The sequence below is a fragment of the Vibrio sp. BS-M-Sm-2 genome, assembly GCF_041504345.1.
GTDB classification, from domain to species: Bacteria; Pseudomonadota; Gammaproteobacteria; order Enterobacterales; family Vibrionaceae; genus Vibrio; species Vibrio satsumensis.
The window spans coordinates 1,353,167-1,378,008 of record NZ_CP167894.1 but is presented as its reverse complement, the minus strand read 5'-3'; the positions used below and the strand labels follow the sequence as shown (position 1 = coordinate 1,378,008).

14 protein-coding genes are annotated in these 24,842 nt (G+C 46.4%); 4 read left to right on the top strand and 10 right to left on the bottom strand.

Translation table 11 applies throughout. The annotated features are described in order from the left end of the window. Positions 1-16 precede the first annotated feature (16 nt). The gene (gene carB, locus AB8613_RS06185) at positions 17-3,247 is read left to right on the top strand and encodes a carbamoyl-phosphate synthase large subunit (RefSeq protein WP_146490531.1); all 3,231 of its coding nucleotides are present in this window, start codon (positions 17-19) and stop codon (positions 3,245-3,247) included. A 194-nt stretch (positions 3,248-3,441) separates the two neighbouring features. Then, complete coding sequence (locus tag AB8613_RS06180; RefSeq protein ID WP_372384658.1) at positions 3,442-4,221, top strand: TSUP family transporter; 780 nt, start codon at positions 3,442-3,444, stop codon at positions 4,219-4,221. Here the strand turns inward: AB8613_RS06180 and AB8613_RS06175 are convergent. From AB8613_RS06175 to gltB (AB8613_RS06130), 10 genes are all read right to left on the bottom strand, one after another. Continuing rightward, positions 4,172-5,017, bottom strand: a complete 846-nt coding sequence (locus AB8613_RS06175) for a LysR family transcriptional regulator (RefSeq protein WP_060983044.1) — start codon at positions 5,015-5,017, stop codon at positions 4,172-4,174. The genes AB8613_RS06180 and AB8613_RS06175 overlap by 50 nt on opposite strands. A gap of 207 nt (positions 5,018-5,224) precedes the next feature. Then, positions 5,225-5,842, bottom strand: coding sequence for a TRIC cation channel family protein (locus AB8613_RS06170; RefSeq protein WP_146490532.1), 618 nt, complete (start codon positions 5,840-5,842; stop codon positions 5,225-5,227). Between the two features lie 74 nt (positions 5,843-5,916). Continuing rightward, entirely contained in the window at positions 5,917-6,777 is an 861-nt protein-coding gene (gene btuF, locus AB8613_RS06165; protein ID WP_146490533.1) for a vitamin B12 ABC transporter substrate-binding protein BtuF, read from the bottom strand. Between the two features lies 1 nt (position 6,778). Further along, complete coding sequence (locus AB8613_RS06160) at positions 6,779-7,732, bottom strand: cobalamin biosynthesis family protein (protein WP_372384657.1); 954 nt, start codon at positions 7,730-7,732, stop codon at positions 6,779-6,781. Positions 7,733-7,742: 10 nt separating this feature from the next. Beyond that, on the bottom strand, positions 7,743-8,438 hold the full coding sequence (gene mtnN / locus AB8613_RS06155) for a 5'-methylthioadenosine/S-adenosylhomocysteine nucleosidase (RefSeq protein WP_017630246.1): 696 nt from the start codon (positions 8,436-8,438) through the stop codon (positions 7,743-7,745). Positions 8,439-8,564: 126 nt separating this feature from the next. Then, a complete protein-coding gene (locus AB8613_RS06150) occupies positions 8,565-8,993 on the bottom strand; it encodes a DUF1499 domain-containing protein (protein ID WP_171366878.1) in 429 nt (142 codons plus the stop codon). Positions 8,994-9,152: 159 nt separating this feature from the next. After that, the gene (locus AB8613_RS06145; RefSeq protein ID WP_239717353.1) at positions 9,153-10,565 is read right to left on the bottom strand and encodes an FAD-dependent oxidoreductase; all 1,413 of its coding nucleotides are present in this window, start codon (positions 10,563-10,565) and stop codon (positions 9,153-9,155) included. Positions 10,566-10,581: 16 nt separating this feature from the next. Beyond that, entirely contained in the window at positions 10,582-15,045 is a 4,464-nt protein-coding gene (gene gltB / locus AB8613_RS06140) for a glutamate synthase large subunit (RefSeq protein ID WP_372384656.1), read from the bottom strand. Positions 15,046-15,473: 428 nt separating this feature from the next. Next, positions 15,474-16,943 carry a glutamate synthase subunit beta gene (locus AB8613_RS06135; RefSeq protein ID WP_285955153.1) on the bottom strand — a complete coding sequence of 490 codons (1,470 nt, stop codon included), beginning with the start codon at positions 16,941-16,943 and terminating at the stop codon, positions 15,474-15,476. Then, positions 16,943-21,490, bottom strand: a complete 4,548-nt coding sequence (gene gltB / locus AB8613_RS06130) for a glutamate synthase large subunit (protein ID WP_123423002.1) — start codon at positions 21,488-21,490, stop codon at positions 16,943-16,945. The genes AB8613_RS06135 and gltB (AB8613_RS06130) overlap by 1 nt, the downstream gene beginning before the upstream one ends. Before the next feature lie 529 nt (positions 21,491-22,019). Here gltB (AB8613_RS06130) and AB8613_RS06125 point away from each other — a divergent pair. Then, positions 22,020-22,973: a TIGR01212 family radical SAM protein gene (locus AB8613_RS06125; RefSeq protein ID WP_285955154.1), complete on the top strand. Its 954-nt coding sequence runs from the start codon at positions 22,020-22,022 to the stop codon at positions 22,971-22,973. A 91-nt stretch (positions 22,974-23,064) separates the two neighbouring features. Beyond that, complete coding sequence (locus AB8613_RS06120; protein ID WP_372384655.1) at positions 23,065-24,816, top strand: diguanylate cyclase domain-containing protein; 1,752 nt, start codon at positions 23,065-23,067, stop codon at positions 24,814-24,816. Positions 24,817-24,842 lie beyond the last annotated feature (26 nt).

Here is a 24,842-nt window from a genome sequence, read left to right as displayed (position 1 = left end):
TCCGGAGTAGTAGATAATGCCAAAACGTACTGACATTAAAAGTGTTCTAATTCTAGGTGCTGGCCCGATTGTTATCGGTCAAGCATGTGAGTTTGATTACTCTGGTGCTCAAGCTTGTAAAGCACTTCGCGAAGAAGGTTACCGAGTTATTCTTGTAAACTCGAACCCAGCGACAATCATGACTGACCCTGACATGGCTGATGCAACTTACATTGAGCCTATCCAATGGGAAGTTGTGCGTAATATCATCGCTAAAGAGAAGCCTGATGCAGTTCTACCTACAATGGGTGGCCAAACTGCATTGAACTGTGCTCTAGACCTAGAAAAGCACGGTGTTCTTGAAGAGTTCGGTGTTGAAATGATTGGTGCAACGGCTGACGCTATCGATAAAGCAGAAGACCGTTCACGCTTCGATAAAGCAATGAAAGCTATTGGCCTTGAGTGTCCAACTGCTGATACAGCGAAAACGATGGAAGAAGCTTATAAAGTTTTAGACATGGTTGGCTTCCCTTGTATCATTCGTCCATCGTTTACGATGGGTGGTACTGGTGGCGGTATCGCTTACAACAAAGAAGAATTTGAAGAAATCTGTCGTCGTGGTTTGGATTTATCTCCAACAAACGAACTTCTTATCGATGAATCACTTATCGGTTGGAAAGAGTACGAGATGGAAGTGGTTCGTGACAAAAACGATAACTGCATCATCGTATGTGCGATTGAAAACTTCGACCCAATGGGTATTCACACGGGTGACTCAATCACAGTGGCTCCAGCACAAACGCTGACAGACAAAGAATACCAACTAATGCGTAACGCATCTCTAGCAGTACTGCGTGAGATTGGTGTTGAAACAGGTGGTTCAAACGTACAGTTTGGTATCAACCCGAAAGATGGCCGTATGGTTATCATCGAGATGAACCCACGTGTATCTCGCTCTTCAGCACTAGCTTCTAAAGCAACAGGTTTCCCAATCGCTAAGATTGCAGCGAAACTGGCTGTTGGTTTCACGCTAGACGAGCTAATGAATGACATCACTGGTGGCGCAACGCCAGCATCATTCGAACCAACAATCGACTACGTAGTAACTAAGATTCCTCGTTTCAACTTCGAGAAATTTGCAGGTGCTAACGACCGTCTAACGACACAAATGAAGTCTGTTGGTGAAGTTATGGCTATCGGCCGTAACCAACAAGAATCTCTACAAAAGGCACTCCGCGGCCTAGAAGTTGGCGCGACTGGTTTTGACGAAATGGTAGACCTAGACGCACCAGATGCTCTAACGACTATCCGTCACGAACTTAAAGAAGCTGGCGCAGAGCGTATTTGGTACATCGCTGACGCATTCCGTGCTGGTATGTCGGTAGACGGTGTATTCAACCTGACGCAAATCGACCGTTGGTTCCTAGTTCAAATCGAAGATATCGTTAAGCTAGAGCAAGAACTTAAAGCGAAAGGCTTTGCTGGTCTAAATAAAGACGAGCTAAACAAGCTTAAGCGTAAAGGTTTTGCTGATGCGCGCCTATCTAAGATTCTAGGTGTAGCGGAAAGCGAAATCCGTCGTCTACGTGACCAGTACGATATCCATCCGGTATACAAGCGTGTAGATACGTGTGCAGCTGAGTTCTCTTCAGATACGGCTTACATGTACTCATCTTACGATGACGAGTGTGAAGCAAACCCAACAGACAAAGAAAAAATCATGATTCTAGGCGGCGGTCCAAACCGTATTGGCCAAGGTATTGAATTTGACTACTGTTGTGTACATGCATCACTAGCGCTACGTGAAGATGGCTACGAAACTATCATGGTTAACTGTAACCCTGAGACAGTTTCTACAGACTACGATACGTCTGACCGTCTGTACTTCGAACCGGTAACTCTAGAAGACGTGCTAGCAATAGCTCGTGTTGAGAAGCCAAAAGGCGTTATCGTTCAGTACGGTGGTCAAACGCCACTTAAACTGGCACGTGCTCTTGAAGCGGCTGGCGTACCAATCATCGGTACTAGCCCTGACGCAATCGACCGTGCAGAAGACCGTGAGCGTTTCCAAGTTGCTGTAGACCGCCTAGGCCTACTTCAGCCAGAAAACGCAACAGTAACAACAATGGAGCAAGCGGTAGAGAAATCTCGTGAAATCGGCTTCCCACTTGTTGTTCGTCCTTCTTACGTACTTGGTGGTCGTGCGATGGAAATCGTATACGACGAGCAAGATTTACGTCGCTACTTCAACGAAGCAGTTAGCGTATCAAACGAATCTCCAGTACTACTTGATAGCTTCCTAGATGACGCTGTTGAAGTAGACGTTGATGCGATTTGTGACGGTGAGCGCGTTGTAATCGGCGGTATCATGGAGCACATCGAGCAAGCGGGTGTTCACTCAGGTGACTCAGCATGTTCTCTTCCTGCATACACGCTAAGCCAAGAAATCCAAGACGTAATGCGCGAGCAAGTTGAAAAGCTAGCGTTTGAGTTGGGTGTTCGTGGTCTGATGAACACGCAGTTTGCTGTTAAGAACAATGAAGTGTACCTAATTGAGGTTAACCCTCGTGCAGCACGTACGGTTCCATTCGTATCTAAAGCAACGGGTGCGCCAATCGCTAAGATTGCCGCTCGTGTAATGGCTGGTCAATCTCTAGAGTCTCAAGGCTTTACGAAAGAAATCATCCCACCTTACTACTCAGTGAAAGAAGTTGTACTTCCATTCAACAAGTTCCCTGGTGTTGACCCACTGTTAGGCCCAGAAATGCGTTCTACTGGTGAAGTTATGGGTGTTGGCGCGACATTCGCAGAAGCATACTCTAAAGCTGAATTGGGTTGTGGTCACATCTACCCTGAAGGCGGTCGTGCATTGCTCTCTGTTCGCGAAGGCGACAAAGAGCGTGTTGTTGACCTAGCATCTAAGCTATCTAAGCTTGGTTACCAGCTAGACGCAACACACGGTACAGCGGTTATCCTTGGTGAAGCGGGTATCAACCCACGTCTAGTAAACAAGGTACACGAAGGTCGTCCTCACATTCTTGACCGTATCAAGAACAACGAGTACACGTACATCGTGAACACTGCTGCTGGCCGTCAAGCGATTGAAGATTCTAAAGTTCTTCGTCGTGGCGCATTGGCTGAGAAAGTTAACTACACGACAACGCTAAACGCTGCATTCGCGACTTGTATGGCGCACACAGCGGACGCGAAGACGTCAGTAACTTCAGTTCAAGAGCTCCACGCACAGGTTAAAGCTTCTCAAGCTTAATAGCCTAAAGTGTATCGCTGTTAAGCGGATATAAATGCTCAAAGCCCACTCTCCGGAGTGGGCTTTTTTATGTCTGTTATCCAATATGAGTTAAATGGTGAAAATCTGGAATAGGTTAGAATCTTGTGTTTCGTTGTTGATCGTTTGCTCACGGTGGTAACTTGTCGCTATACGAGAACTTAAGGCATGGGTATATGGAAATCACTCTAGAAATATTGGCTATCTTGTTTGTTGTTGCAACGGCAGCAGGCTTTATTGATGCAATGGCTGGCGGCGGTGGGTTACTGACTCTACCGGCATTGCTCGCGGCCGGAGTACCACCAACGCAGGCACTGGCAACCAATAAACTCCAAAGCTCATTTGGTAGCTTTTCTGCGAGTTGGTATTTCGTGCGTAACGGTATCGTGAACATAAAAGAGATGCGTCTTGCCATTCTCTGTACCTTTATTGGTTCGGCTATTGGTGCAGAGTTAGTGCAGCATATTGACGCGAGCTTGCTGACCAGCGTGATACCACTGCTGCTTATCGCTATCTCGCTCTATTTCCTGTTAGCACCACAAACCAGAGCTTCTGAAGGAAAACAAAAGATCTCTGAGGCGATGTTTGCGTTATGTGTTGGCGGCGGTGTTGGTTTCTATGATGGTTTCTTTGGTCCGGGCACAGGTTCTATCTTCACAGTTTGTTTTGTTGCTATTGGCCATTTTTCGTTAGTCGATGCTACTGCGCGCACCAAGGTACTTAACTTCACTTCGAATATCGCAGCCTTGATCTTCTTTATTTTAGCAGGCTTGCCAATTTGGGAGCTGGGATTAGTGATGGCGGTCGGCGGCTTTATGGGTGCCCAGCTTGGCGCTAAAGTAGTGGTGACAAAAGGGCAGAAATGGATTCGCCCCCTTGTGATCGTAATGTCGATGCTAATGGCGTCTAAACTGCTTTGGGAACAGCATCAACAATGGATTCTATCAGTGCTTTAACTCGTGGAGACTGATAGCTATTTGGTCTGACACAGATATGAATCGGTCGAATAAGGCCTTCTAGTTCTTGAAAGCTAAATAGGTATTGAGACTCAATATTGAGCGTCTTTACGATAGAGAGCGGGATTAAGGCTGGTCCAGTTCCACCAAGTGCAAGTTGCGCGGCTGCGGTATAAGCATCCATCTCCATCAAGGGTTTAATGCCAAACTTCTCTAATACAGAGAGCTGATAAGAGTTGGCAGGATTGGTCATATCGTTGGTAATCACCAATGGAGGAAGCTCCGTTAGCGGTGACTTACTCACTATGTAAAACGGCTCATCAAACAGGTGGAATGCCATTAAACCATGATGCGGTGGCAGTAAGCCAGCACACAACCCCAAAGTCGCCTTGCCAGATTGTACTCGCTCTATGATTCTCGGCGTGTGGTTGGTGGTAATGGTGATGTACTTATCTTGTTGGATAAATTGCCCCATCATTTCACCTAAATAACCCGCTATCAGCGACTTAGAGCTATCTAAAGTAATGAGAGTGGTATCTTCCAACTCTTGCTGTTCATAAATAAGACCACGAAGTTCATTGAATGTAGGGCCAATACTCTCGATTAATGCAATTGCATCCGGCGTGAGTTTTATCTGTCGGCCACTCGGTTCAATGAGCTTTTTACCTAGCTTCTTTTCTAAATTCGCAATCCGTTTGCTGACCGCTGATTGGCTGATATAAAGCAAACTGCCTGTGCGGCTCATGGTCTTTGCTTTACTCAATACCAGTAGAGTTTCGATTCCTTCGAGTAGCATTGGGTTATATTCATGAAAGTTGGGAATGATTGTGTCAACTTACCTGAAACGCAATCCATTCTCTAGACTTGAAACTAAAGCTTTGAACCAAGTTAGGTATTTTTAGTTATGCTCGCACGTGTAACGCGAGAGCATAATAATTGTGTTGGGGGAGCTCAAATTAAGAAAGGCTCCTTTGAGGAGCCTTTCTTAATATTTGGTAATGGTCTATTTGATGGCGAAGGTCGGCAGTGATAAGTGCCAACGAATAGCCCCAAGCCTGATCAGCAGCGTTGAGAATACACCGGCTAAAAATGCCGTCTCTGAATCGTGCCCCATGCGAATAGCCATAGTGTGGAATGCACCGCCGATGATACAAGCGGTCGCGTAGACTTCGCTTCGTAGGATCATCGGTACTTCACGGGCAAGTACGTCACGAATAATACCGCCACCACAGCCGGTGATGACACCCATGATGATGGCCACTAGTGCTGAATCTTGATAGATAAGCGCTTTTTCTACACCAATGCCAACAAACACCGCTAGGCCGATTGCATCACATACTGGCAGTATCCACCACGCCAGACGTTTGGGACGCCTTACGATGATCATAGTCAGCAAGCAGGTAATGATGATTACCCAAAGGTAGGTGGTGTCAGTGATCCAAAACACTGGAGTTGCACCCAATGCCATGTCACGAATAGTACCGCCGCCAATTGCGGTTACACTGCCTAGAACGGCTACGCCAAAGGGGTCCATCTTAAGACGGCCAGCGACAAAAACGCCTGAAATAGCAAAGATGGCAGTGCCAAATAAATCGATAATATAAAGCAGCATGGAGTCCATGATACTGGTGCTCTTATAGTTAAAATTATAGGGACAGGTCGGTGGCGAATTGTACGAAAAAACGCAGCAAATAGTTAGTGATTTTGCCTAGCTCTATCGAAGAAATCGCACACTTGTTGGATCGCTTTCAAAGTTCTCGTTGTCGGGCGATTAATCCAGTCAGAATTGAGTGACCAAATCTGATTTTGAACAACTGCTGGGATCTCATCTTCCCATGTTTGCCACATGGTTCCATTCTCAATCGCGTGCTGAGAAGTGAAGATCACTTGCGGTTTTCTTAATATAACTTGTTCAATACCAACTTGCGGATAGGGGGAAGCACTGTCTTCAAAAATATTGTGGCCACCACAAAACTCAAACACCTCACTTGGCCAATGCCCTTGAGCCACAGTGATGATCGGCTTTTCACTAAGCTGATAAAAGTAGTTTACCGGTTCGGCATCTTTATATTTTAGTCTTAACGCGTTGAGCTGTTCTTTGTATTGCTTGGCATTATTTTCACCGATACTCGGGTCGCTTGCGTATTGGCTGAGTTGTTCAATATTGGTCGCGATGCTGTCTAGGCTTTTGGTTTTTGAGTAGTAAATATTGAAACCAAACTGCTCTAGTTTCGCGAGTTCTCTAGGCGGGTTACCTGCAGGCCATGCGAGAATCAGATCTGGCTGCAGTGCGATGATTTTCTCAACCTTGATGCCTTGATAATTTGCCACCTTCTCAAGCTTATCAGCCTGTGGTGGGTAATCACTTCGTTCACTCACCGCAATAAGGTTGTCACCTAGGCCTGCGCTGTACGCTAGCTCGGTTGCATGAGGAGCGAGGCTGATAACACGTTCGGCTGTTGCTACTTCTGTCGCAAATGAAGTGGGTGCCCATAAACTGAAGCTGAGAGTGAATGCGAGGGCAGAGTATCGTGTAACAAGTTGAGAGGGTTTCACTTTAAATCCCTTGGTGAATAATGAGTAAGGTTAGGCTTTGTAAGAATATCCAGATAGCGATGCGACCAAAAAGTAGCTTTTGAACCTGAGATAAATGCAGTGCTGATGGGGCGATTCTGCCGCCTAATTTTGCTCGAATGGCTTTGGTGTTGTCATAAATGGCAGGGCCACCCAATGATAACTCCAGCTTGTTCCCTACGGCTGTAATTAACCATGCCGGGCCGGGTAGAGGCCAAGAGCGACTTTGAACAAGCATCATCTTAAATGTATGAGACGCTTTATCACCACAGACGATCATCAAGGCAAATAAGCGCATGGGTATAAATTCTAGGATAGCGACGATCTTGATTGCCGTTGAGCCAAAAGGAGAGAACTGCTTACGGCTTGGTGACCAAGCTCGAGCTAACTCGACAATCAGGCGATACATCAAAGCGGCGATACCACCACCGACGGCGTACCAGAACAGCACACAAACTACGTTACGAGCGTAACCCATGATGATGGTTTCTGTGGCGGCTTTGCCTAGGCCAAGTGATGAAAGTGATTCGGTCTGACGATTGACAATTGGAGCCAGTAACTGACGAGCGGCGGCTTTATCTTCTCGACCAAGTGCTTTGATCAACTGATTAGCCAGCTTTTCATTATTACGCCAATCAATCGCGAGTAATAACAGTGCTAACTCAAACAGTTGAGATTGCCAAACCAAAGGTTGCAAGGCCAACAGAATAACCAGAGTTGGCAGTACCATTAACCCCCAGGCTAACGTGCCCGAGATTAAGCTTTGGGAATAGTTTTGGTTGTTATTAACCTTGCTTGCTAAAAGCTCAGCAAACTTATGCCATAAGGTCGTCGGGTGTGCGGCATGAGGAATAGGTAAAATTAAATGAAAAAGCAGTGCTCCCCACATTACAAGGAGCACGCCATTAGCAAATACCTGATCAAACAGTGTTTGCATGTCTAGTCGCTTACTTTAGTAGGGCAACCATTTTGATAACCATTTCAGAAGAGCTTTGTGCTGCTAGCGGCAGGAACTCTTCGAAGCTCATTGGTGATTCTTTGTCTGCAACGTCAGAGATTGCACGTACAACCACGAATGGAACTTGGAATTGGTGACAAGCTTGAGCAATCGCAGAAGCTTCCATCTCTACAGCAACCACTGATGGGAAATGCTTACGGATGAACTCTTGGCGTTCAGCTGTGCATACAAATGCGTCGCCAGTACAGATAAGGCCACGAACAGCGTGCTTATCTTCCATTTGAGATAGCGCTTGTTCAGCAACTTGCATCAGCTTGTCGTCAGCTTTGAATGCTGCAGGTTGACCTGCCATTTGACCAATTTCGTAACCGAAAGCCGTAACGTCTGCATCGTGGTGACGAACTTCAGTTGAGATAACCACGTCGCCAAGGTTCAGTGTTGAATCAAAACCGCCAGCAGAGCCAGTGTTTAGAACGACATCTGGTTGGTATTCGCTTAGAAGGATTGAAGTACCAACTGCTGCTGCTACTTTACCAATGCCTGATTGAAGCAAAACAACGTCAACACCATTTAGCTGACCAGAGAAAAAGGTACAACCGCCTTTATTAACTTCAGTAATGTCTGAAATTGCTGCTTTTAGGATCGCAACTTCTTGCTCCATTGCGCCAATGATGCCGATTTTCATGTGTAGTCTCTTAATTAAAAATATTTAAACAGTAGAGCGAAATTGTAGCATGGATAAGAAGCGTCGAGCGACTGCCCAGAAGCACTTCTCATCCGAATAGTGTGGATTTACTCCAGTATTCTTTGTCTATTTGATTAGACCTTCGCTTTGCAAGCTAGCACGAAGTTGTTCTGCTCGTTTACGGTTCACACCAAAATCAGAGTAGCCCGTACGAGACTCGGAGCGAACGATGAGCTTGTCTCCATCGACTTTTAACTCAAGGTCATCGACAAAGCGCATGATGCGTGATGTGCACTCAACACGCAGGTAATCATCGGTTTTGTTGGCCGTTTTCGCGCCCGGCAAAGTTAGAGCTACTTGCTCAATGGCATCAAGGTTTGCTGAATCGGATAGTTCGTACGCAGCCAAAGCATGTTGTTCACGGTCATCTTGTGTTGATACGCAATTTGGTTTGTCACCACAAGGTGATGAGGTTCTGTCTTTCATGTCCGTGATTCCTTGGCTGCAAGCGGTTAATGTTAAAAGTGATAGCGAGAGGAGAGCGGCTTTTTTCATAGTGTTTCCTATGGCTTGTTTTTAATTCTAATTGTAGTTATCGGAATTGGCTTGTTTGCTGTTTTTTGTTGTGCTTGTGATAAACGTATCGAACTTAAAAAAGGATCCATAATTGGATCCTTTTTTATAGTAACGAACTGAGTAATAAAGGAAACCTACTCACACTTCTAGGTAATCTAATATCCCTTCAGCGGCTTTGCGGCCTTCATCGATAGCGGTCACCACCAAGTCAGATCCTCGAACCGCATCACCACCAGCAAAGATCTTGCTGTTGGTGGTTTGATATTGAAATTCTTGTTGTCCGGGAGCCTTGATACGCCCCCATTGGTCGAGTTCTACACCAAAAGGTTCTAGCCATTCCATTGCATGAGGTTGGAAACCAAATGCCATGATTACGGCATCAGCCTCAAGAACATGCTCACTGCCTTCAACTGGTTCTGGACGACGACGTCCTGCATCATCCGGTTCACCCAAGGCTGTTTTCACCACTTTGACGCCGGTAACGTGACCTGATGAATCGGTTTCCAGTGCTAGTGGCTGAAGGTTAAACATGAACTTCACGCCTTCTTCTTTCGCATTTTTCACTTCGCGACGAGAGCCTGGCATGTTCGCCTCATCTCGGCGATAAGCACAAACAACGTTAGCTGCGTGTTGACGAATCGAAGTTCGGACACAGTCCATCGCGGTGTCACCACCACCAAGCACGACCACTTTTTTGCCTTGCATGTCGATGAATGGCGTTGGGTTATCTAAATCCATTACCTTGTAGGTGTTAGAGATTAGGAAAGGCAGGGCATCATAAACGCCTGGTGCATCTTCATTGTCTAAACCTGCACGCATGTTTTTATAGGTACCGACACCTAGGAATACAGCATCGTAATCATCGACCAATTGCTGAAGTTGTACATCTTTGCCAACTTCGGTATTCATTTGAAACTCAACGCCCATCTCGCTAAAGATGCGGCGGCGATTTTCCATGATGCCTTTCTCAAGCTTGAACGATGGGATACCAAACGTCAGTAGGCCACCGATCTCTGGATAACGATCAAACACAACAGCTTTCACGCCATTACGAACTAGGATATCAGCCGCCGCTAGACCTGCTGGCCCTGCACCGATGATAGCGACCTTTTTATCAGTCCACTCAACGTGAGACATGTCTGGCTTCCAACCCATTTCAAAGGCTTTGTCGGTAATGTACTTTTCAATATTACCGATGGTGACCGCACCGAAATCGTCATTGAGGGTACAAGAGCCCTCACACAGTCGGTCCTGAGGACACACTCGTCCGCAAACCTCAGGCAGGCTGTTGGTTTGGTGAGACAATTCAGCGGCTTCGATAATGCGCCCTTCATTGGCAAGCTTAAGCCACTGAGGGATGTAGTTATGAACTGGACATTTCCATTCACAGTATGGGTTACCACAGTCTAAACAACGGTCTGCTTGCGCTTTCGCTTGCTGTTTAGTGAAAGGTTCGTAGATCTCTACAAACTCAATCTTACGTATCTTGATTGGTTTTTTCGCTGGGTCTACGCGATTCACATCAATAAATTGGTATACATTCTGGCTCATTATTGGCTCCTTCCAATTATTGCGCTTGAACACGAAGTTCAGCTGAGCTGCGGCTTTGGTGGCCGAGCAAGGTGTTCAGGTCTGCCGTTTTTGGCTTCACAAGGTAGAACTTCGGAATCCATTCATCAAAGTTCGCCAGAATAGCTTCAGCGTGTACTGAGCCCGTCTCTTCTAAGTGCTCTGCAATTAAGCCACGCAGATGTTCTTGGTGGATAAATAAGTCAGACAGAGAAAGTGCCTCGACCGACTCGTTGTTCACTCGGCCTTGGAAGTCTTCGTTCTTATCCATCACATAAGCGAAGCCACCCGTCATACCTGCGCCGAAGTTCACTCCAGTTGCGCCAAGGATGGCCACAATACCGCCTGTCATATACTCACAAGCGTTATCACCTGCGCCTTCAATCACAGCGACGGTACCAGAGTTACGTACGCCAAATCGTTCACCAGCAGTACCTGCGGCAAATAGCTTGCCTCCGGTTGCGCCATACAGGCAAGTGTTGCCTATGATGGTTGCTTCGTTACAAGTAAATGCGGTGCCTTGGTGAGGCTTGATAACCACCTTACCACCAGCCATGCCTTTACCAACATAGTCATTGGCATCGCCTGTTAGGTACAGCTCAACGCCGCCTGCGTTCCAAACCGCAAAAGATTGGCCTGCAGTACCATCGAGATACAATTTGATTGGTGAACCAGCCATGCCTTGGTTGCCATATCGCTTAGCAATTTCGCCAGAGATACGTGCGCCTATCGAACGGTCTGTATTAATCACGTTGTAGTAAAGGCTGGTGGATTGACGTTTCTCAATCGCATTGAGTGCATCATCAAGGATCTGCTGGTTGAGCTGAGCCTTATCAAATGGTGCGTTTGGCTCGGTCCAAAACAGCGGGTGACCTTCCGGAGAGACTGGAGCTTCGAGTATTGAAGATAGATCGAGTTTGCTCTGTTTCGCTGTGAGACCTTGAACGGCTTCAAGTAAATCAGTACGGCCAATCAAGTCGGTGAGTTTTTCTACACCAAGCTCTGCAAGGTATTGGCGAACTTCATCGGCTAGGCCCGTAAAGTAGTTCACCACCATATCTGGCAGGCCTTTGAAGTATTCGCGGCGCAATGTTTCATCTTGAGTCGCGACACCCGTTGCACAGTTGTTGAGATGACAAATTCGTAAGAACTTACAACCCATTGCGACCATTGGTGCGGTACCAAAACCAAAGCTTTCAGCGCCTAAAATCGCACCTTTAATCACATCAAGACCGGTTTTCAGACCACCATCGACTTGCAGACGGATCTTATGACGAAGCCCGTTAGCAACCAATGCTTGCTGGGTTTCTGCTAGCCCTAGTTCCCAAGGACAGCCTGCGTATTTTACTGAGGTCAGTGGGCTCGCTGCGGTACCGCCATCGTAGCCAGAAATAGTGATTAGATCGGCATAGGCTTTTGCTACACCTGTCGCGATAGTACCAACACCCGGTTCGGATACTAACTTCACTGAAACCAAGGCATTAGGGTTAACTTGCTTAAGGTCGAAAATCAGCTGCGCTAGATCCTCGATAGAGTAAATATCGTGGTGTGGAGGAGGGGAAATCAGAGTGACACCTTGAACTGAGTATCTCAGTTTGGCGATTTCTGCCGTCACCTTATGACCTGGCAGTTGACCACCTTCTCCGGGCTTCGCGCCTTGTGCGACCTTGATTTGCAGAACATCCGCATTGGTTAAGTAATGTGGCGTTACACCAAAACGACCAGAGGCAATCTGTTTGATGCGTGAGTTACGGTCGGTACCAAAGCGTCGTGGATCTTCACCGCCTTCACCAGAGTTTGAGTAACCACCTAAGCGATTCATCGCCATGGCCAGCGCTTCATGAGCTTCTGGGCTCAGAGCACCAATCGACATCGCTGCCGAGTCAAAGCGCTTAAAGAGATCGCTACTCGGCTCTACTTGCTCAAGTGTTAGTGGATTATCGGCTTTTTTAAGGCTCATTAAGTCACGCAGCATCGCGGCAGGGCGAGCATTTACCTGTTTCGCAAAAGATAGGTAATCCGACGTTTCGCCAGTTTTAACTGCGGTTTGCAGTGTGCCGACCACATCTGGGTTATAGGCGTGGTATTCGCCGCCATGCACGTATTTCAGTAAACCACCGTGCTCGATTGGCTTACGTTTGGTCCACGCTTTGCGAGATAAGTTATAAATATCTTGTTGGAAATCGCTAAAGCTTGCGCCTTGGATTCGTGTAGTAACTCCGCGGAAACATAGTTCAACAACGTCAGAATGTAGGCCAACGGCTTCGAAAAGCTGCGAACAGCGATATGAAGCAATCGTAGAAATACCCATCTTCGACATGATCTTATACAGACCTTTGTTGATGCCGTTTTGGTAGTTCTGCATCGCGGTGCGATAGTCTTTATCTAAAGAGCCATCATCTAACATTTTACCTAATGCTTCATAAGCCAGGTATGGGTAAACCGCGGTCGCACCGAAGCCAAGTAGCACTGCGAATTGGTGTGGGTCACGAGCAGTTGCTGTCTCAACCACGATGTTGGCATCGCAACGCAGATTGGTATCAGCAAGTCTTGTTTGCACCGCACCAACCAACATGGCTGCAGGGATTGGTAGTTTGCCTTTCTCTAACCCTTTATCCGACAGCACAACTAAAACCGCGCCTTCACGGACTTCTTGTTCGGCGCTATCACATACTGCTTTGATTGCTTGTTCAAGGTCTTGATGGTTAGGGGCGTAGTGCATGCTGAGAATAACATGACGGTAATGTTTTTGACTTAACTGCAGAAGCTGCTGCATGTCTGAGTAAAGCAGTACTGGTGAATCAAACGTGACACGATAGGCGTGACCGTCTGTCTCACAGAACACATTCATCTCTTTACCAATACTGGTCGCCAAAGACATCACGTGTTTTTCACGCAGTGGATCAATTGGTGGGTTGGTGACCTGTGCAAACTTCTGGCGGAAGTAATCAGTAACCAGACGCTCTTTTGAAGAGAGCACAGCCATCGGCGTATCATCGCCCATCGAACCTACCGCTTCTTGCCCCATGTCACCAAGCACACGCAGTACTTGGTCTGACTCCTCGTTGCTCATCGCAAACTGTTTTTGGTAGGTCTTGAGCGTGTCATCGTCAAAGCTACGCTTACCGACTTGGTCATCTTGCAGCGCAGAAAATGGCGTTAACTTGTGAACGTTCTTTTCCATCCACTCTTTATATGGGTGGCGGCCTTTGAGGTCATTGTCGATCTCATTAGATTGCCATAGCTTGCCGCGGCGAGTATCGATCACCAGCAATTCACCTGGACCAACACGGCCTTTTTCTGCAACTTCATCCGGTGCGTAATTCCAGATACCGACCTCAGATGCCAGCGTGATTAGGTTGTCTTTAGTAATCACATAACGCGCCGGGCGTAGGCCATTTCTATCGAGGTTACATGCGGCGTAACGACCATCTGAAAGTACGATGCCAGCAGGGCCATCCCACGGTTCCATGTGCTTGGAGTTGAAATCGTAGAAGGCACGTAGATCTGGGTCCATGTCTGGGTGGTTTTGCCAAGCGGGCGGAACAAGCATACGCATTGCTCGGAACACATCCATACCACCGGCAAGGAACAGGTCGAGCATGTTATCTAGGCTTGAAGAGTCTGAGCCTGTCTCATTCACAAAGGGCGCTGCGGTTTGTAAATCCGGCAGCAGTGGTGAAGAGAATTTATAGGCACGAGCCTTTGCCCATTGGCGGTTACCTTCAATGGTATTGATCTCACCGTTGTGCGCCAAATAGCGGAATGGTTGAGCCAGTGGCCAGCGCGGTTGTGTGTTAGTTGAGAAACGCTGGTGGAAAAGACATATTGCAGATTCCATACGTAAGTCTGCAAGATCGAGGTAAAATCGCGGAAGATCGGCCGGCATACACAGACCTTTGTAGACCATTACTTGTGTTGAAAGGCTACAAATATAGAAATCTTTGTCTTCGGTGATCTGCTTTTCAATTCTGCGACGAGCAATGTATAGGCGACGTTCGATATCACGCTCACGCCAGCCTGCAGGTGCTGAGATAAAGACTTGTTGAATGTTGGGCACTGAGTCTTTTGCGATTGGACCTAATACGTCGGTGTTAGTCGGCACGACACGCCAACCTGCGACGGTGAGTGTCTCTTGAGCGAGCTCTTTATTGACGATGTCTTGCGTGGATTGCGCTTTTATTGGGTCTTGGCTGAAGAAAATCATGCCGACAGCGTATTGCTTGCCGAGGTTGAAGTTATTCTCTTCTGCGATAATTCTGAGGTAAGAGTCTGGCTTCTGCAGTAATAAGCCACAGCCATCTCCGGTTTTACCATCCGCAGCGATACCACCACGGTGTGTCATGCGATCTAGGGCTGAAATAGCAGTTCTTACCAACTTATGACTAGGTTGGCCTTCCATTTGCGCTATTAAACCAAATCCACAGTTGTCTTTTTCAAGACTAGGATCATATAGAGCCATTGCAATTCTCCCTTTTGCTTCTCTGTCATCCAGACAGTAAATGACTAACTATTCATGTACTTGTTGTTTTTTATAAACTGATAGTTTGCTTTAGCCAGTTAAAACGTTATTGGTTGTGTTAACAAAACCGATTGATTTTATTTTCATCAGCTTTACAACGTATAGCTAATTGTGTTTAAGGTCAAGTTCATGGTTAATTATCATGCATAAACGCGATTAGCCACTTAATAATCTAAAATAGTCGATGGATATCAATGAGATATGCAAGATGAATGTTAATGATATTTAACATATACAACAGGGTGTTTTTGAAAACGCCGAAGGCCAGATAGAAAAAAGGCTAGCATCGAGTGCTAGCCAAATATAAAAGTTAGGAAGGGTGTTACTTTTCCTCTAGGCTAACGTCATTGACGCTAGCCCGAGAAATATTATGCGGAAAGCATGAGTGAATCAGCTTTCGCTTCTAAGTTTGAGTTACCCATTAAGAAGTCATCAATAGCAATTGCACATTCACGACCTTCATTAATACAACGTACCACTAGAGACTGACCTGTACGCATATCACCAGCAGCGAAAACGCCTTTCTGGTTAGTTGCGTAACCTTCAGAAGCGACGTTACCGCGCTCGTCCAGTTTAATGTCTAGTTGAGCTAGCACACCTGTTGGCTCTGGGTGTAAGAAACCCATCGCTAGGAATGCCATATCACAAGGGATAACACGTTCTGTGTTCGCCACTTCTTCAAAGCTTGGGCGCTCACCTGGTTTCGCATCTTGCCAAACGATGTCAGCAATACGTAGACCCGTCACTTGACCTTGCTCGTTACCGATGAACTCTTTGGTTAAGATGTTCCAGTGGCGTTCACAACCTTCTTCGTGAGAAGTCGTTGTTTTCATGATCATTGGGTATTGAGGCCAAGGCATATTTGCAGGGCGTTTCTCTGGTGGGATCGGCATGATCTCTACCTGAGTAATGCTTGCTGCTTTATGACGGTTTGATGTACCCACACAGTCAGAACCCGTATCACCACCACCGATAACCACAATGTGTTTATCTTGAGCGTAAATCTCTTCTGTTTTCAGGTCTAGGTCGTTGGCACGACGGTTGTTTTGACCAAGGAATTCCATCGCAAAATGAACGCCTTTTAGCTCACGACCTGGAATTGGTAGGTCACGCGGAACCGTAGAACCACCTGTTAGCAAGACTACATCAAACTCTTGACGTAGTTGCTGAGCATTAACATCAACACCGATGTGCTGGTTCACTTTAAATTCAACGCCCGCTTCAGCCATTAGGTTGATCTTACGATCAATCACGTCCATACCCAGTTTGAAATCTGGGATACCGAAACGCAGTAGGCCGCCAACTTTCTCGTCACGTTCAAATACAGTCACTGAGTGACCTGCACTGTTTAGTTGCTCAGCAGCGGCCAGGCCAGCAGGACCTGAACCGATAACAGCTACTGTTTTACCCGTGCGAGAACGAGGTGTTTTAGGTTTTGCGTACCCTTCACGGTACGCAGTTTCTACAATTGTTTTCTCGATATTACAGATAGTGATTGGGTCTTGGTTGATACCTAGTACACAAGCACTCTCACAAGGAGAAGGACACACACGACCTGTAAATTCAGGGAAGTTATTGGTTGAGCTTAGGATGTTCCAAGCCTCTTCCCAGCTGTCACGGTAAACCGCGTCATTGAATTCTGGGATTATGTTACCAATCGGACAACCGCTGTGACAGAAAGGTACGCCACAGTCCATACAACGAGATGCTTGAGTATTGATCTTGTCACCAAACTCTTCGTTAAGTACGAACTCTTTGTTGTCTTCGATACGAACTGACGGGTCGAGCTTCTTTGGAAGCTCACGACCGTGTTCTAAAAATCCAGTAGGCTTACCCATTATACTGCCTCCACTTCTTCCGTTTGTGCTTGTTGTGCTTCAGCTTTACGCTTCTCAAGAACTGCTTTGTAGTCGCGTGGCATGACTTTAATTAGTGATGCAACACTTGCTTCAAAGTTGTCGAGGAAAGACTGAGCAACTTCACTTCCTGTGAATTCAACGTGCTTGGTTAGCATATCTAGTAGAAGATCTTTATCTTCTTGTTCAATTGGATCTAGGTCTACAAGTTCAGAGTTAAGCTTGGTTTCGAAGTCGCCCGCTTTATCCCAAACATAAGCGACACCACCACTCATACCCGCAGCAAAGTTACGACCCGTTGAGCCAAGGATAATAGCAACACCGCCAGTCATGTATTCACAACCGTGGTCACCAACGCCTTCAACAACAACCTTCGCGCCTGAGTTACGAACACAGAAACGTTCGCCAGCCATACCGCGAATGAAAGATTCACCTGAGGTCGCACCGTAGAAACATACGTTACCAACCACGATGTTATCTTCAGCAACGATAGAAGATTTCGCATCTGGGTACAGTACCAAAGTACCGCCAGACAGACCTTTACCCCAGTAATCGTTCGCGTCGCCTTCTACTTCGAACTTAACGCCTTTCGCAAGGAATGCACCGAAAGATTGGCCAGCACTACCGTGGAACTTAACGTTCATTGGTTGTGGTAAACCTTGGTCTTTGTAAACCTTCGAGATTTCGTTCGACAGCATGGTACCCGCAGAGCGGTCCGTGTTGATGATAGGGAAGGTCGCATTCACGGCTTCACCTTTCTCAAGTGCAGGAATCGCAGCTTGAATCAACTTACGGTCTAGAACATCTTCAAGGTTGTGGTTTTGTTGTGTCTGGTTGTAGATACCATCTTCTTCACGAGCCTGCTCAATGTGCAGTACAGGTGTTAGATCTAGGTTCTTGTACTTCCAGTGGCCGATGTCGTCACGAACTTTAAGTTTGTGCGATTGACCCACCATCTCATCGATAGAGCGGAAGCCAAGTTCAGCCATTACTTCACGTAGGCCTTCAGCCATGTATTGGAAGAAAGTCACTACGTCTTCTACGCGGCCGTCGAAACGCTCACGTAGAGTCTTATTCTGTGTTGCGATACCAACAGGACATGTATTCTTGTGACACTTACGCATCATGATACAGCCTTCAACAACCAATGCTGCTGTTGCTACGCCCCATTCTTCCGCACCAAGTAGTGTTGCTACTGCAAGGTCACGTGGTGTTTTCATCTGACCATCAGACTGAACAACGATACGGTTACGTAGGCCATTTTTCAGTAGTGTTTGGTGCGTTTCCGCTAGACCAAGCTCCCAAGGCAAACCAGTGTGACGGATAGAAGACATCGGAGATGCACCAGTACCACCATCAAAACCTGCGATAAGTACTACGTCAGCTTTCGCTTTTGCTACACCCGATGCAATCGTACCTACGCCAGCTTCCGATACTAGCTTCACGTTGACACGGCCGTTACGGTTCGCGTTTTTCAGATCGTAGATCAGCTGAGCCAAATCTTCGATTGAGTAGATATCGTGGTGTGGCGGTGGCGAGATAAGACCTACGCCCGGAGTCGAGTGACGCGTTGCACCGATCCAGTCATCAACCTTATCACCAGGTAATTGACCACCCTCACCAGGTTTCGCACCTTGAGCCATCTTGATTTGCAGCTCATCAGCGTTAGATAGGTAGTAAGACGTTACACCAAAGCGACCAGAAGCGACCTGTTTGATAGCTGAACGTTCCCAGTCACCGTTTTCTTTACGTTCGAAACGTGCTGGATCTTCACCACCTTCACCTGAGTTTGATTTCGCGCCAATGCGGTTCATTGCAACAGCCAGTGTTGAGTGAGCCTCATGCGAGATTGAACCAAAGCTCATTGCGCCTGTAGCGAAACGCTTAAGGATGTTCTCGATTGGTTCTACTTCTGCTAGAGGAATAGAGCCTGCAGGGTTCTTGATGAAATCAAGTTGGCTACGTAGCGTTGCTGCGTTGTCGCCTTGATCATCGACTGCTTTTGCGTACTTCTTGAACTGACCGTAATCTTTGTTACGCGTCGACTCTTGAAGTAGAGAAATCGTTTCTGGGTTGAATAAGTGTTTCTCACCACGTTGTTTCCACTGGTAAACACCACCAACATCAAGGATCTGAGCTGGGATTTCACGAGCTGGGTAACCAACACGGTGACGAACCAGTACTTCTCGCGCGATATCGTCGATCGTTAGACCTTGGATACGAGAAACCGTACCTGTGAAGTATTTTTCAACCACTGATTTGCTAACACCAAGTGCTTCAAAGATTTGTGCACCGTGGTAAGACTGCAGCGTAGAGATCCCCATCTTAGAGAAGATCTTAAGTAGACCGCCGTTAACACCTTTACGGTAGTTATCGAATAACTCACGTGGGTGTACGTTTGGATCTAGCTTCTTCGTACGTTGCAGTTCAACAATCGTTTCAATAACTAAGTATGGGTTAACTGCGTTTGCACCGTAACCGATAAGCGTTGCAAAGTGGTGTGTTTCACGAGCATCACCTGTTTCAACAACGATGTCACACTTAGCACGTAGGCCTTTACGGATTAGGTGGTGGTGAACCGCGCCAACCGCCAGCATTGCTGGAATAGCGGCGTGGTTAGAGTTAACCGCACGGTCAGTCAGTAGGATGATAGAGTAGCCATCAATCACGGCGTCTTCTGCATATTGGCAGATACGCTTAAGTGCGCGCTCTAACTTACCTTGGTCGCCATTTGCTTGGAATACGATATCCAGCGTCTTCGCTTGAAGGTGCTCGTTATCGATTGCACGCAGTTTTTCTAACTCAGAGTTAGACAGGACTGGAGATTCAAGTTCTACTTTTTGACAGTGCTCAGGTGTTTCAGCAAGTAAGTTCTGATCCTTACCTAGGTAAGTGTTCAGAGACATAACCATACGCTCACGAATCGGGTCGATCGGCGGGTTAGTTACTTGTGCAAACAACTGTTTGAAGTAGTTTGAAAGGTGCTGCGATTGGTGAGAAAGAATCGCTAGCGGCCAGTCAGCCCCCATTGCAGAAAGTGGCTCGTAGCCTGTTTTCGCAAGAGGTAGAATAATTTCGTTTACTTCTTCAGAGCTCACGCCAAACGATTGCTGTTTGTGGAGAAGTTTCTCTGGAGAAGGTTGGCTAAATTCGTTGCTCGCATCTGGTAGCTTTTTCAGGCTCAGAAGGTTCTCTTCAACCCACTTTTCGTAAGGTTGTGCTTTAGCAATGCTGTCTTTCACTTCTTCATCAGAAATGATGCGGCCTTGCTCAAGGTCAGCAACAAAAATACGACCTGGCTGAAGACGACCACGGTACTCAACGTTTTCAGGTGCGATCTCAACAACACCAGACTCAGACGCCATTACTAGGAAGTCGTCTTTTGTCACTGTGTAGCGAGAAGGACGCAGACCGTTACGGTCAAGTGTTGCACCTACTTGAACACCATCGGTGAAACATACAGATGCTGGGCCATCCCATGGTTCCATAACGTTCGCGTGGTACTGGTAGAACGCGCGACGAGTTGGATCCATGTTTTTGTTTTCTTGCCATGCTTCCGGGATCATCATCATCAACGCGTGTGGCAGAGTACGACCTGAAAGAACAAGTAGCTCAAGCGCCATATCGAAGTTTGATGAATCCGAACTACCTTCCTGACAGATAGGCAGTAGCATGTCGATTTCAGCTTGTGTAAACAGATCCGATTCAAGGATCGCTTCACGTGCTTTCATCCAGTTCAGGTTGCCGCGAACCGTATTGATTTCGCCATTATGCGCGATGTAACGGAAAGGCTGAGCTAGACGCCAACGTGGGAATGTATTGGTAGAGAAGCGAGAGTGTACCAGTGCTAGAGCTGTCACCATGGTTGGATTTTGCAGGTCTAGGAAGTACTGAGGAACTTGTTCAGTTGTTAGCTGACCTTTGTACACCAATGTCTTGTAAGACATAGAGTTGATGTAGAAGTCATCACCGATATTTGAAACGCTTTCTAGGCATACACGAACTGTGTAGTTACGTAGAACATACAGTTTACGCTCAAGCTCTTCTGGTGTGATACCAGGGCCGCCAGAAATAAATACGTGTTCAAATTGAGGTTCAGTGCTTAGTGGGTCAGCACCAATCATTGAATTGTCAGTTGGAAGTTCACGGTAACCGATAACTTCTAATTCAAGGCGTTGTGCATTGCGTTCTAGAATGTCACGACACTGTGCACGTTTGTGTTCATCTTTAGGGAAAAGTACAACACCAACACCATATTTTTCAAAAGATGGCAGCTTAATTCCAAGCTTTACGGCTTCTTCTAGTAAGAATTCGTGCGGCTTCTGTAGCAGGATACCTGCACCATCACCAGAACACGGATCGCAGCCTTGGCCGCCACGGTGTTCCATACGTGCAAGCATATCGAGTGCTTGAGTTACTACATCATGAGATTTGCGATTCTTTAGATGCGCAACAAAACCGATACCACAAGCGTCATGCTCCAATTCAGGAGTATACAGACCCTGTGAGTTCTGCTCTTGATCTACCATAGATACATCCTTCCAGTTAAATCTAGGCGCAACTTCTTTGTATAAAGTCAGCCTTGTCCTTTTATATTTATGGGTCTAAACCTGCCTATGCTGGCGGTTTGAATCCTTTCCGTATCTCGCAGGAAAAGTATTGCGAGAAAAACAATCCTTAGTGATATCCGTTTATTTTTAACCACAAACTAGTGGTTTATATAGGTGGGATATGGATATCACCGACTTATTAGCAAGTTTTAGTTGTAAGTAAATACTCAAAAATAGCCAATATGTGTAAGTATCCTACAATTTTGTTTAGGCGAATTGCAATGAAAGTTGAACCATGTAGACCATTTTTTTCGTTTTATTTTGAATTTAATGTCTAACAAATGTGCAACATTAGGCAAATAGAGCAGATTTTTTGCATGTTTATTGATATTTGTTAGGTTGCTCGCAAAAAGCCTTGAGTAAACTAATTGGTCGAATTTTGCAGGGATGTAATTTTTTTCAAAAAAAGACTGATATTCATTCTTATTTACTTGAGTGCTTTGAAAATATGCAATTACATGAGTTAGTTAATACTATCGGCCAAGATCTTCAACGCCGTTATGGCGAGAAAGTCCACAAGCTGACGCTTCACGGTGGTTTCAGCTGCCCAAACCGAGACGGGACAATTGGCCGTGGAGGTTGCACGTTTTGTAACGTGGCTTCCTTTGCTGATGAACAAACTCAAATTCAAAGTATTGCTGACCAGCTAAAAGATCGTGCGGGTGAGATTGCTCGTGCCAAGAAGTATTTGGCTTACTTTCAGGCGTACACCAGCACTTATGCTGAGGTGCAAGTGCTCAAGAATATGTATGAAGAGGCGCTAAAAGCACCCGGTGCAGAGATCGTTGGTCTTTGTGTTGGCACGCGACCAGACTGTGTGCCTGATGCGGTGTTGGATCTGTTAGCGGACTACGTTAAACAAGGCTATGAGATTTGGCTCGAGCTTGGCCTGCAAACCGCCAATGATAAAACCCTCAAGCGAATTAACCGCGGCCACGATTTTGCAGTGTATGAAACGATCACCCAACGCGCACGCGCTTTAGGTATCAAGGTGTGTACTCATCTGATTGTTGGCCTACCAAAAGAAACCAAAGCGGATAACCTTGAAACCTTAGACAAGGTATTAGCCGTTGGCACCGATGGTATTAAGCTGCACGGCCTTCATATAGTAGAGGGCAGTACCATGGCTAAGGCGTGGAAGGCAGGAAAGCTAGAAGCCCCAAGCCTTGAAGAGTACATCGATATCGCGACTGATATCATTCAACGCACGCCTGCGGACGTGGTTTATCACCGTGTTTCTTCAGCGGCGAGACGCCCAACGTTACTTTCTCCTTTATGGTGTGAGAACCGATGGTTAGCGATGACTGAAATAGGCCGTTCGCTCGATAAAACCGGTGCTCAAGGCATCAAAACTGGTTCTGCATTCGAGTACACGTTGCCTGTTTTAAACGCAGCCAATTAATAGAAATGGGTGACTGTAGGTAACAGCAGATAAAACCAACAAATAGTGGTAACATTTCCCTCACAGATTTTATGGTATAGATTGAGAGTAAATGGAACTGGTAATGACTTGGTTGTGGGACAGGGCGTATGGCTACGGTATTTATATCGTTGTTGTATTGCTGATTGCTCTCATCTGCTGGCATCTCTATTCTCGTTATCAGTCGCATATCGAAACACTTCTACTTGCTACCCCGTCGCCACTCTACTTTGTTGATGTTCGAAGTGGCGAAATACTCTATGCCAATCGTCAAGCCATGCAGTTGCTCGGTATCCGCCAAATCGGTGTTAATTTTCGCTTTCCTACTGTGGAAAGTGAGAACAGCTTTCGTCACTACTTAACCAATCACATTAACTCTCGAGCCTTCGAGCAGGTCTCCCTGTGGGCGCTTTCTGAATTTGAGTCGTTCAAGATCAACTTGGTCGGTCGTAAGATCCATTTTAGAAATAAGCAGGCTTGGATGATTCACGCCTCACCTTATAAAAACACTAACGAAGAACTGTCCCAAGAAGTTCGAGAACTGAATGTTGCTCGTACCGCGTTGGATTCTTTGTCTGAGCTGATCTACGTGAAAGATAAAAAGGGTGAGTTGGTCGCGAGTAATCGCTCGTTTAAAAAATTTTGGCACGGTCGCCCGGAAGAGGGCACCTTGAGTGTTTCTGGTGGTGCATTAAAAGGCCGTGTTAGTGAGCGTTCGTGGACAACCGATCAGGACGGCAAAGGGTGTTTGCTCGAAACTTATCAAAGTGTATTGCTCTCGCAAGATGGAGAAACCATCGGCACGCTCTCTATTAGTCATGATGTGACCGATTGGCATGACATGCAGCAGAAATTGCGTGGCGAAATGGAGAAGCGTAAAGATACCGAAGTGGCACTTGCGCAACGTGACACCATATTGCAAAACATCTTGGAAGCGAGCCCAGACTCGATTGGTATCTTCAACGAAAACATGGTTTATCAAGCGTGTAATAAACCGTTTGTGGCGGCGCTTGGTATCTCTGCGGTCAGTGACCTAGTGGGTAAGCGCCTGCAAGATGTCGTGCCGAATAGTATGTATATGCGTATCTCAGACACTGATCATCAAGTGCTTCATCATGGTAAATCGTTACGCTATATCGATAAGGTTGTCTCTAGTGATGGAGAATACACTTGGTACGATGTCGTGAAATCACCGTTTAGAGATCCAGTATCCAGTACTAATGGTGTTTTGATCATGGCGCGTGATATCACCGAGCGTTATCTCGCTGAGCAGAAGCTTGAAGAGGCCAACCTTGAGCTTGAACGTCTCAGCTTTATGGATAGTTTGACCCAGGTTTCCAACCGACGCCGTTTCGACGAACAGCTCTCTACACTGTGGCATTATCATGTGCGTGAGAAGTTACCACTGACGATCATGTTGTGTGATATCGACTTCTTTAAAGGCTACAACGATTTTTACGGACACCAACAAGGTGATGATGCTTTGATTCAGGTTTCGCAGGCATTTAAGCAGGTGTTGAATCGTTCATCTGATTGTGTGGCTCGTTATGGTGGCGAAGAGTTCGGCTTTATTCTGCCAAATACAACGACCGACGGTGCTCAGCTGGTGGCGCAGCGTATTCATGACGAAGTCCTAAAATTGGAACTTGCGCATGAGAAGTCGACAGTCTCTGAATTCATCACTGTGAGCATTGGTATTATCTCTTACATTCCTACACCTGATGATGAAATGGAATCGGCTGTTGCCTTGGCTGACAGTGCGCTGTATCAAGCAAAATCTGACGGTCGAAACCGTTCTATGGTGCATCCATCCTCAATTCGCTAACTCTATAAAATTGGTGATTTGTCCAC

Bases quoted from the DNA above. Each gene is read 5' to 3' on its own strand.
- carB (WP_146490531.1), top strand. From the start codon at position 17: ATGCCAAAACGTACTGACATTAAAAGTGTTCTAATTCTAGGTGCTGGC.
- AB8613_RS06180 (WP_372384658.1), top strand. From the start codon at position 3,442: ATGGAAATCACTCTAGAAATATTGGCTATCTTGTTTGTTGTTGCAACG.
- AB8613_RS06175 (WP_060983044.1), bottom strand. From the start codon at position 5,017: ATGCTACTCGAAGGAATCGAAACTCTACTGGTATTGAGTAAAGCAAAG.
- AB8613_RS06170 (WP_146490532.1), bottom strand. From the start codon at position 5,842: ATGGACTCCATGCTGCTTTATATTATCGATTTATTTGGCACTGCCATC.
- AB8613_RS06160 (WP_372384657.1), bottom strand. From the start codon at position 7,732: ATGCAAACACTGTTTGATCAGGTATTTGCTAATGGCGTGCTCCTTGTA.
- mtnN (WP_017630246.1), bottom strand. From the start codon at position 8,438: ATGAAAATCGGCATCATTGGCGCAATGGAGCAAGAAGTTGCGATCCTA.
- AB8613_RS06150 (WP_171366878.1), bottom strand. From the start codon at position 8,993: ATGAAAAAAGCCGCTCTCCTCTCGCTATCACTTTTAACATTAACCGCT.
- AB8613_RS06145 (WP_239717353.1), bottom strand. From the start codon at position 10,565: ATGAGCCAGAATGTATACCAATTTATTGATGTGAATCGCGTAGACCCA.
- gltB (WP_372384656.1), bottom strand. From the start codon at position 15,045: ATGGCTCTATATGATCCTAGTCTTGAAAAAGACAACTGTGGATTTGGT.
- AB8613_RS06135 (WP_285955153.1), bottom strand. From the start codon at position 16,943: ATGGGTAAGCCTACTGGATTTTTAGAACACGGTCGTGAGCTTCCAAAG.
- gltB (WP_123423002.1), bottom strand. From the start codon at position 21,490: ATGGTAGATCAAGAGCAGAACTCACAGGGTCTGTATACTCCTGAATTG.
- AB8613_RS06125 (WP_285955154.1), top strand. From the start codon at position 22,020: ATGCAATTACATGAGTTAGTTAATACTATCGGCCAAGATCTTCAACGC.
- AB8613_RS06120 (WP_372384655.1), top strand. From the start codon at position 23,065: ATGGAACTGGTAATGACTTGGTTGTGGGACAGGGCGTATGGCTACGGT.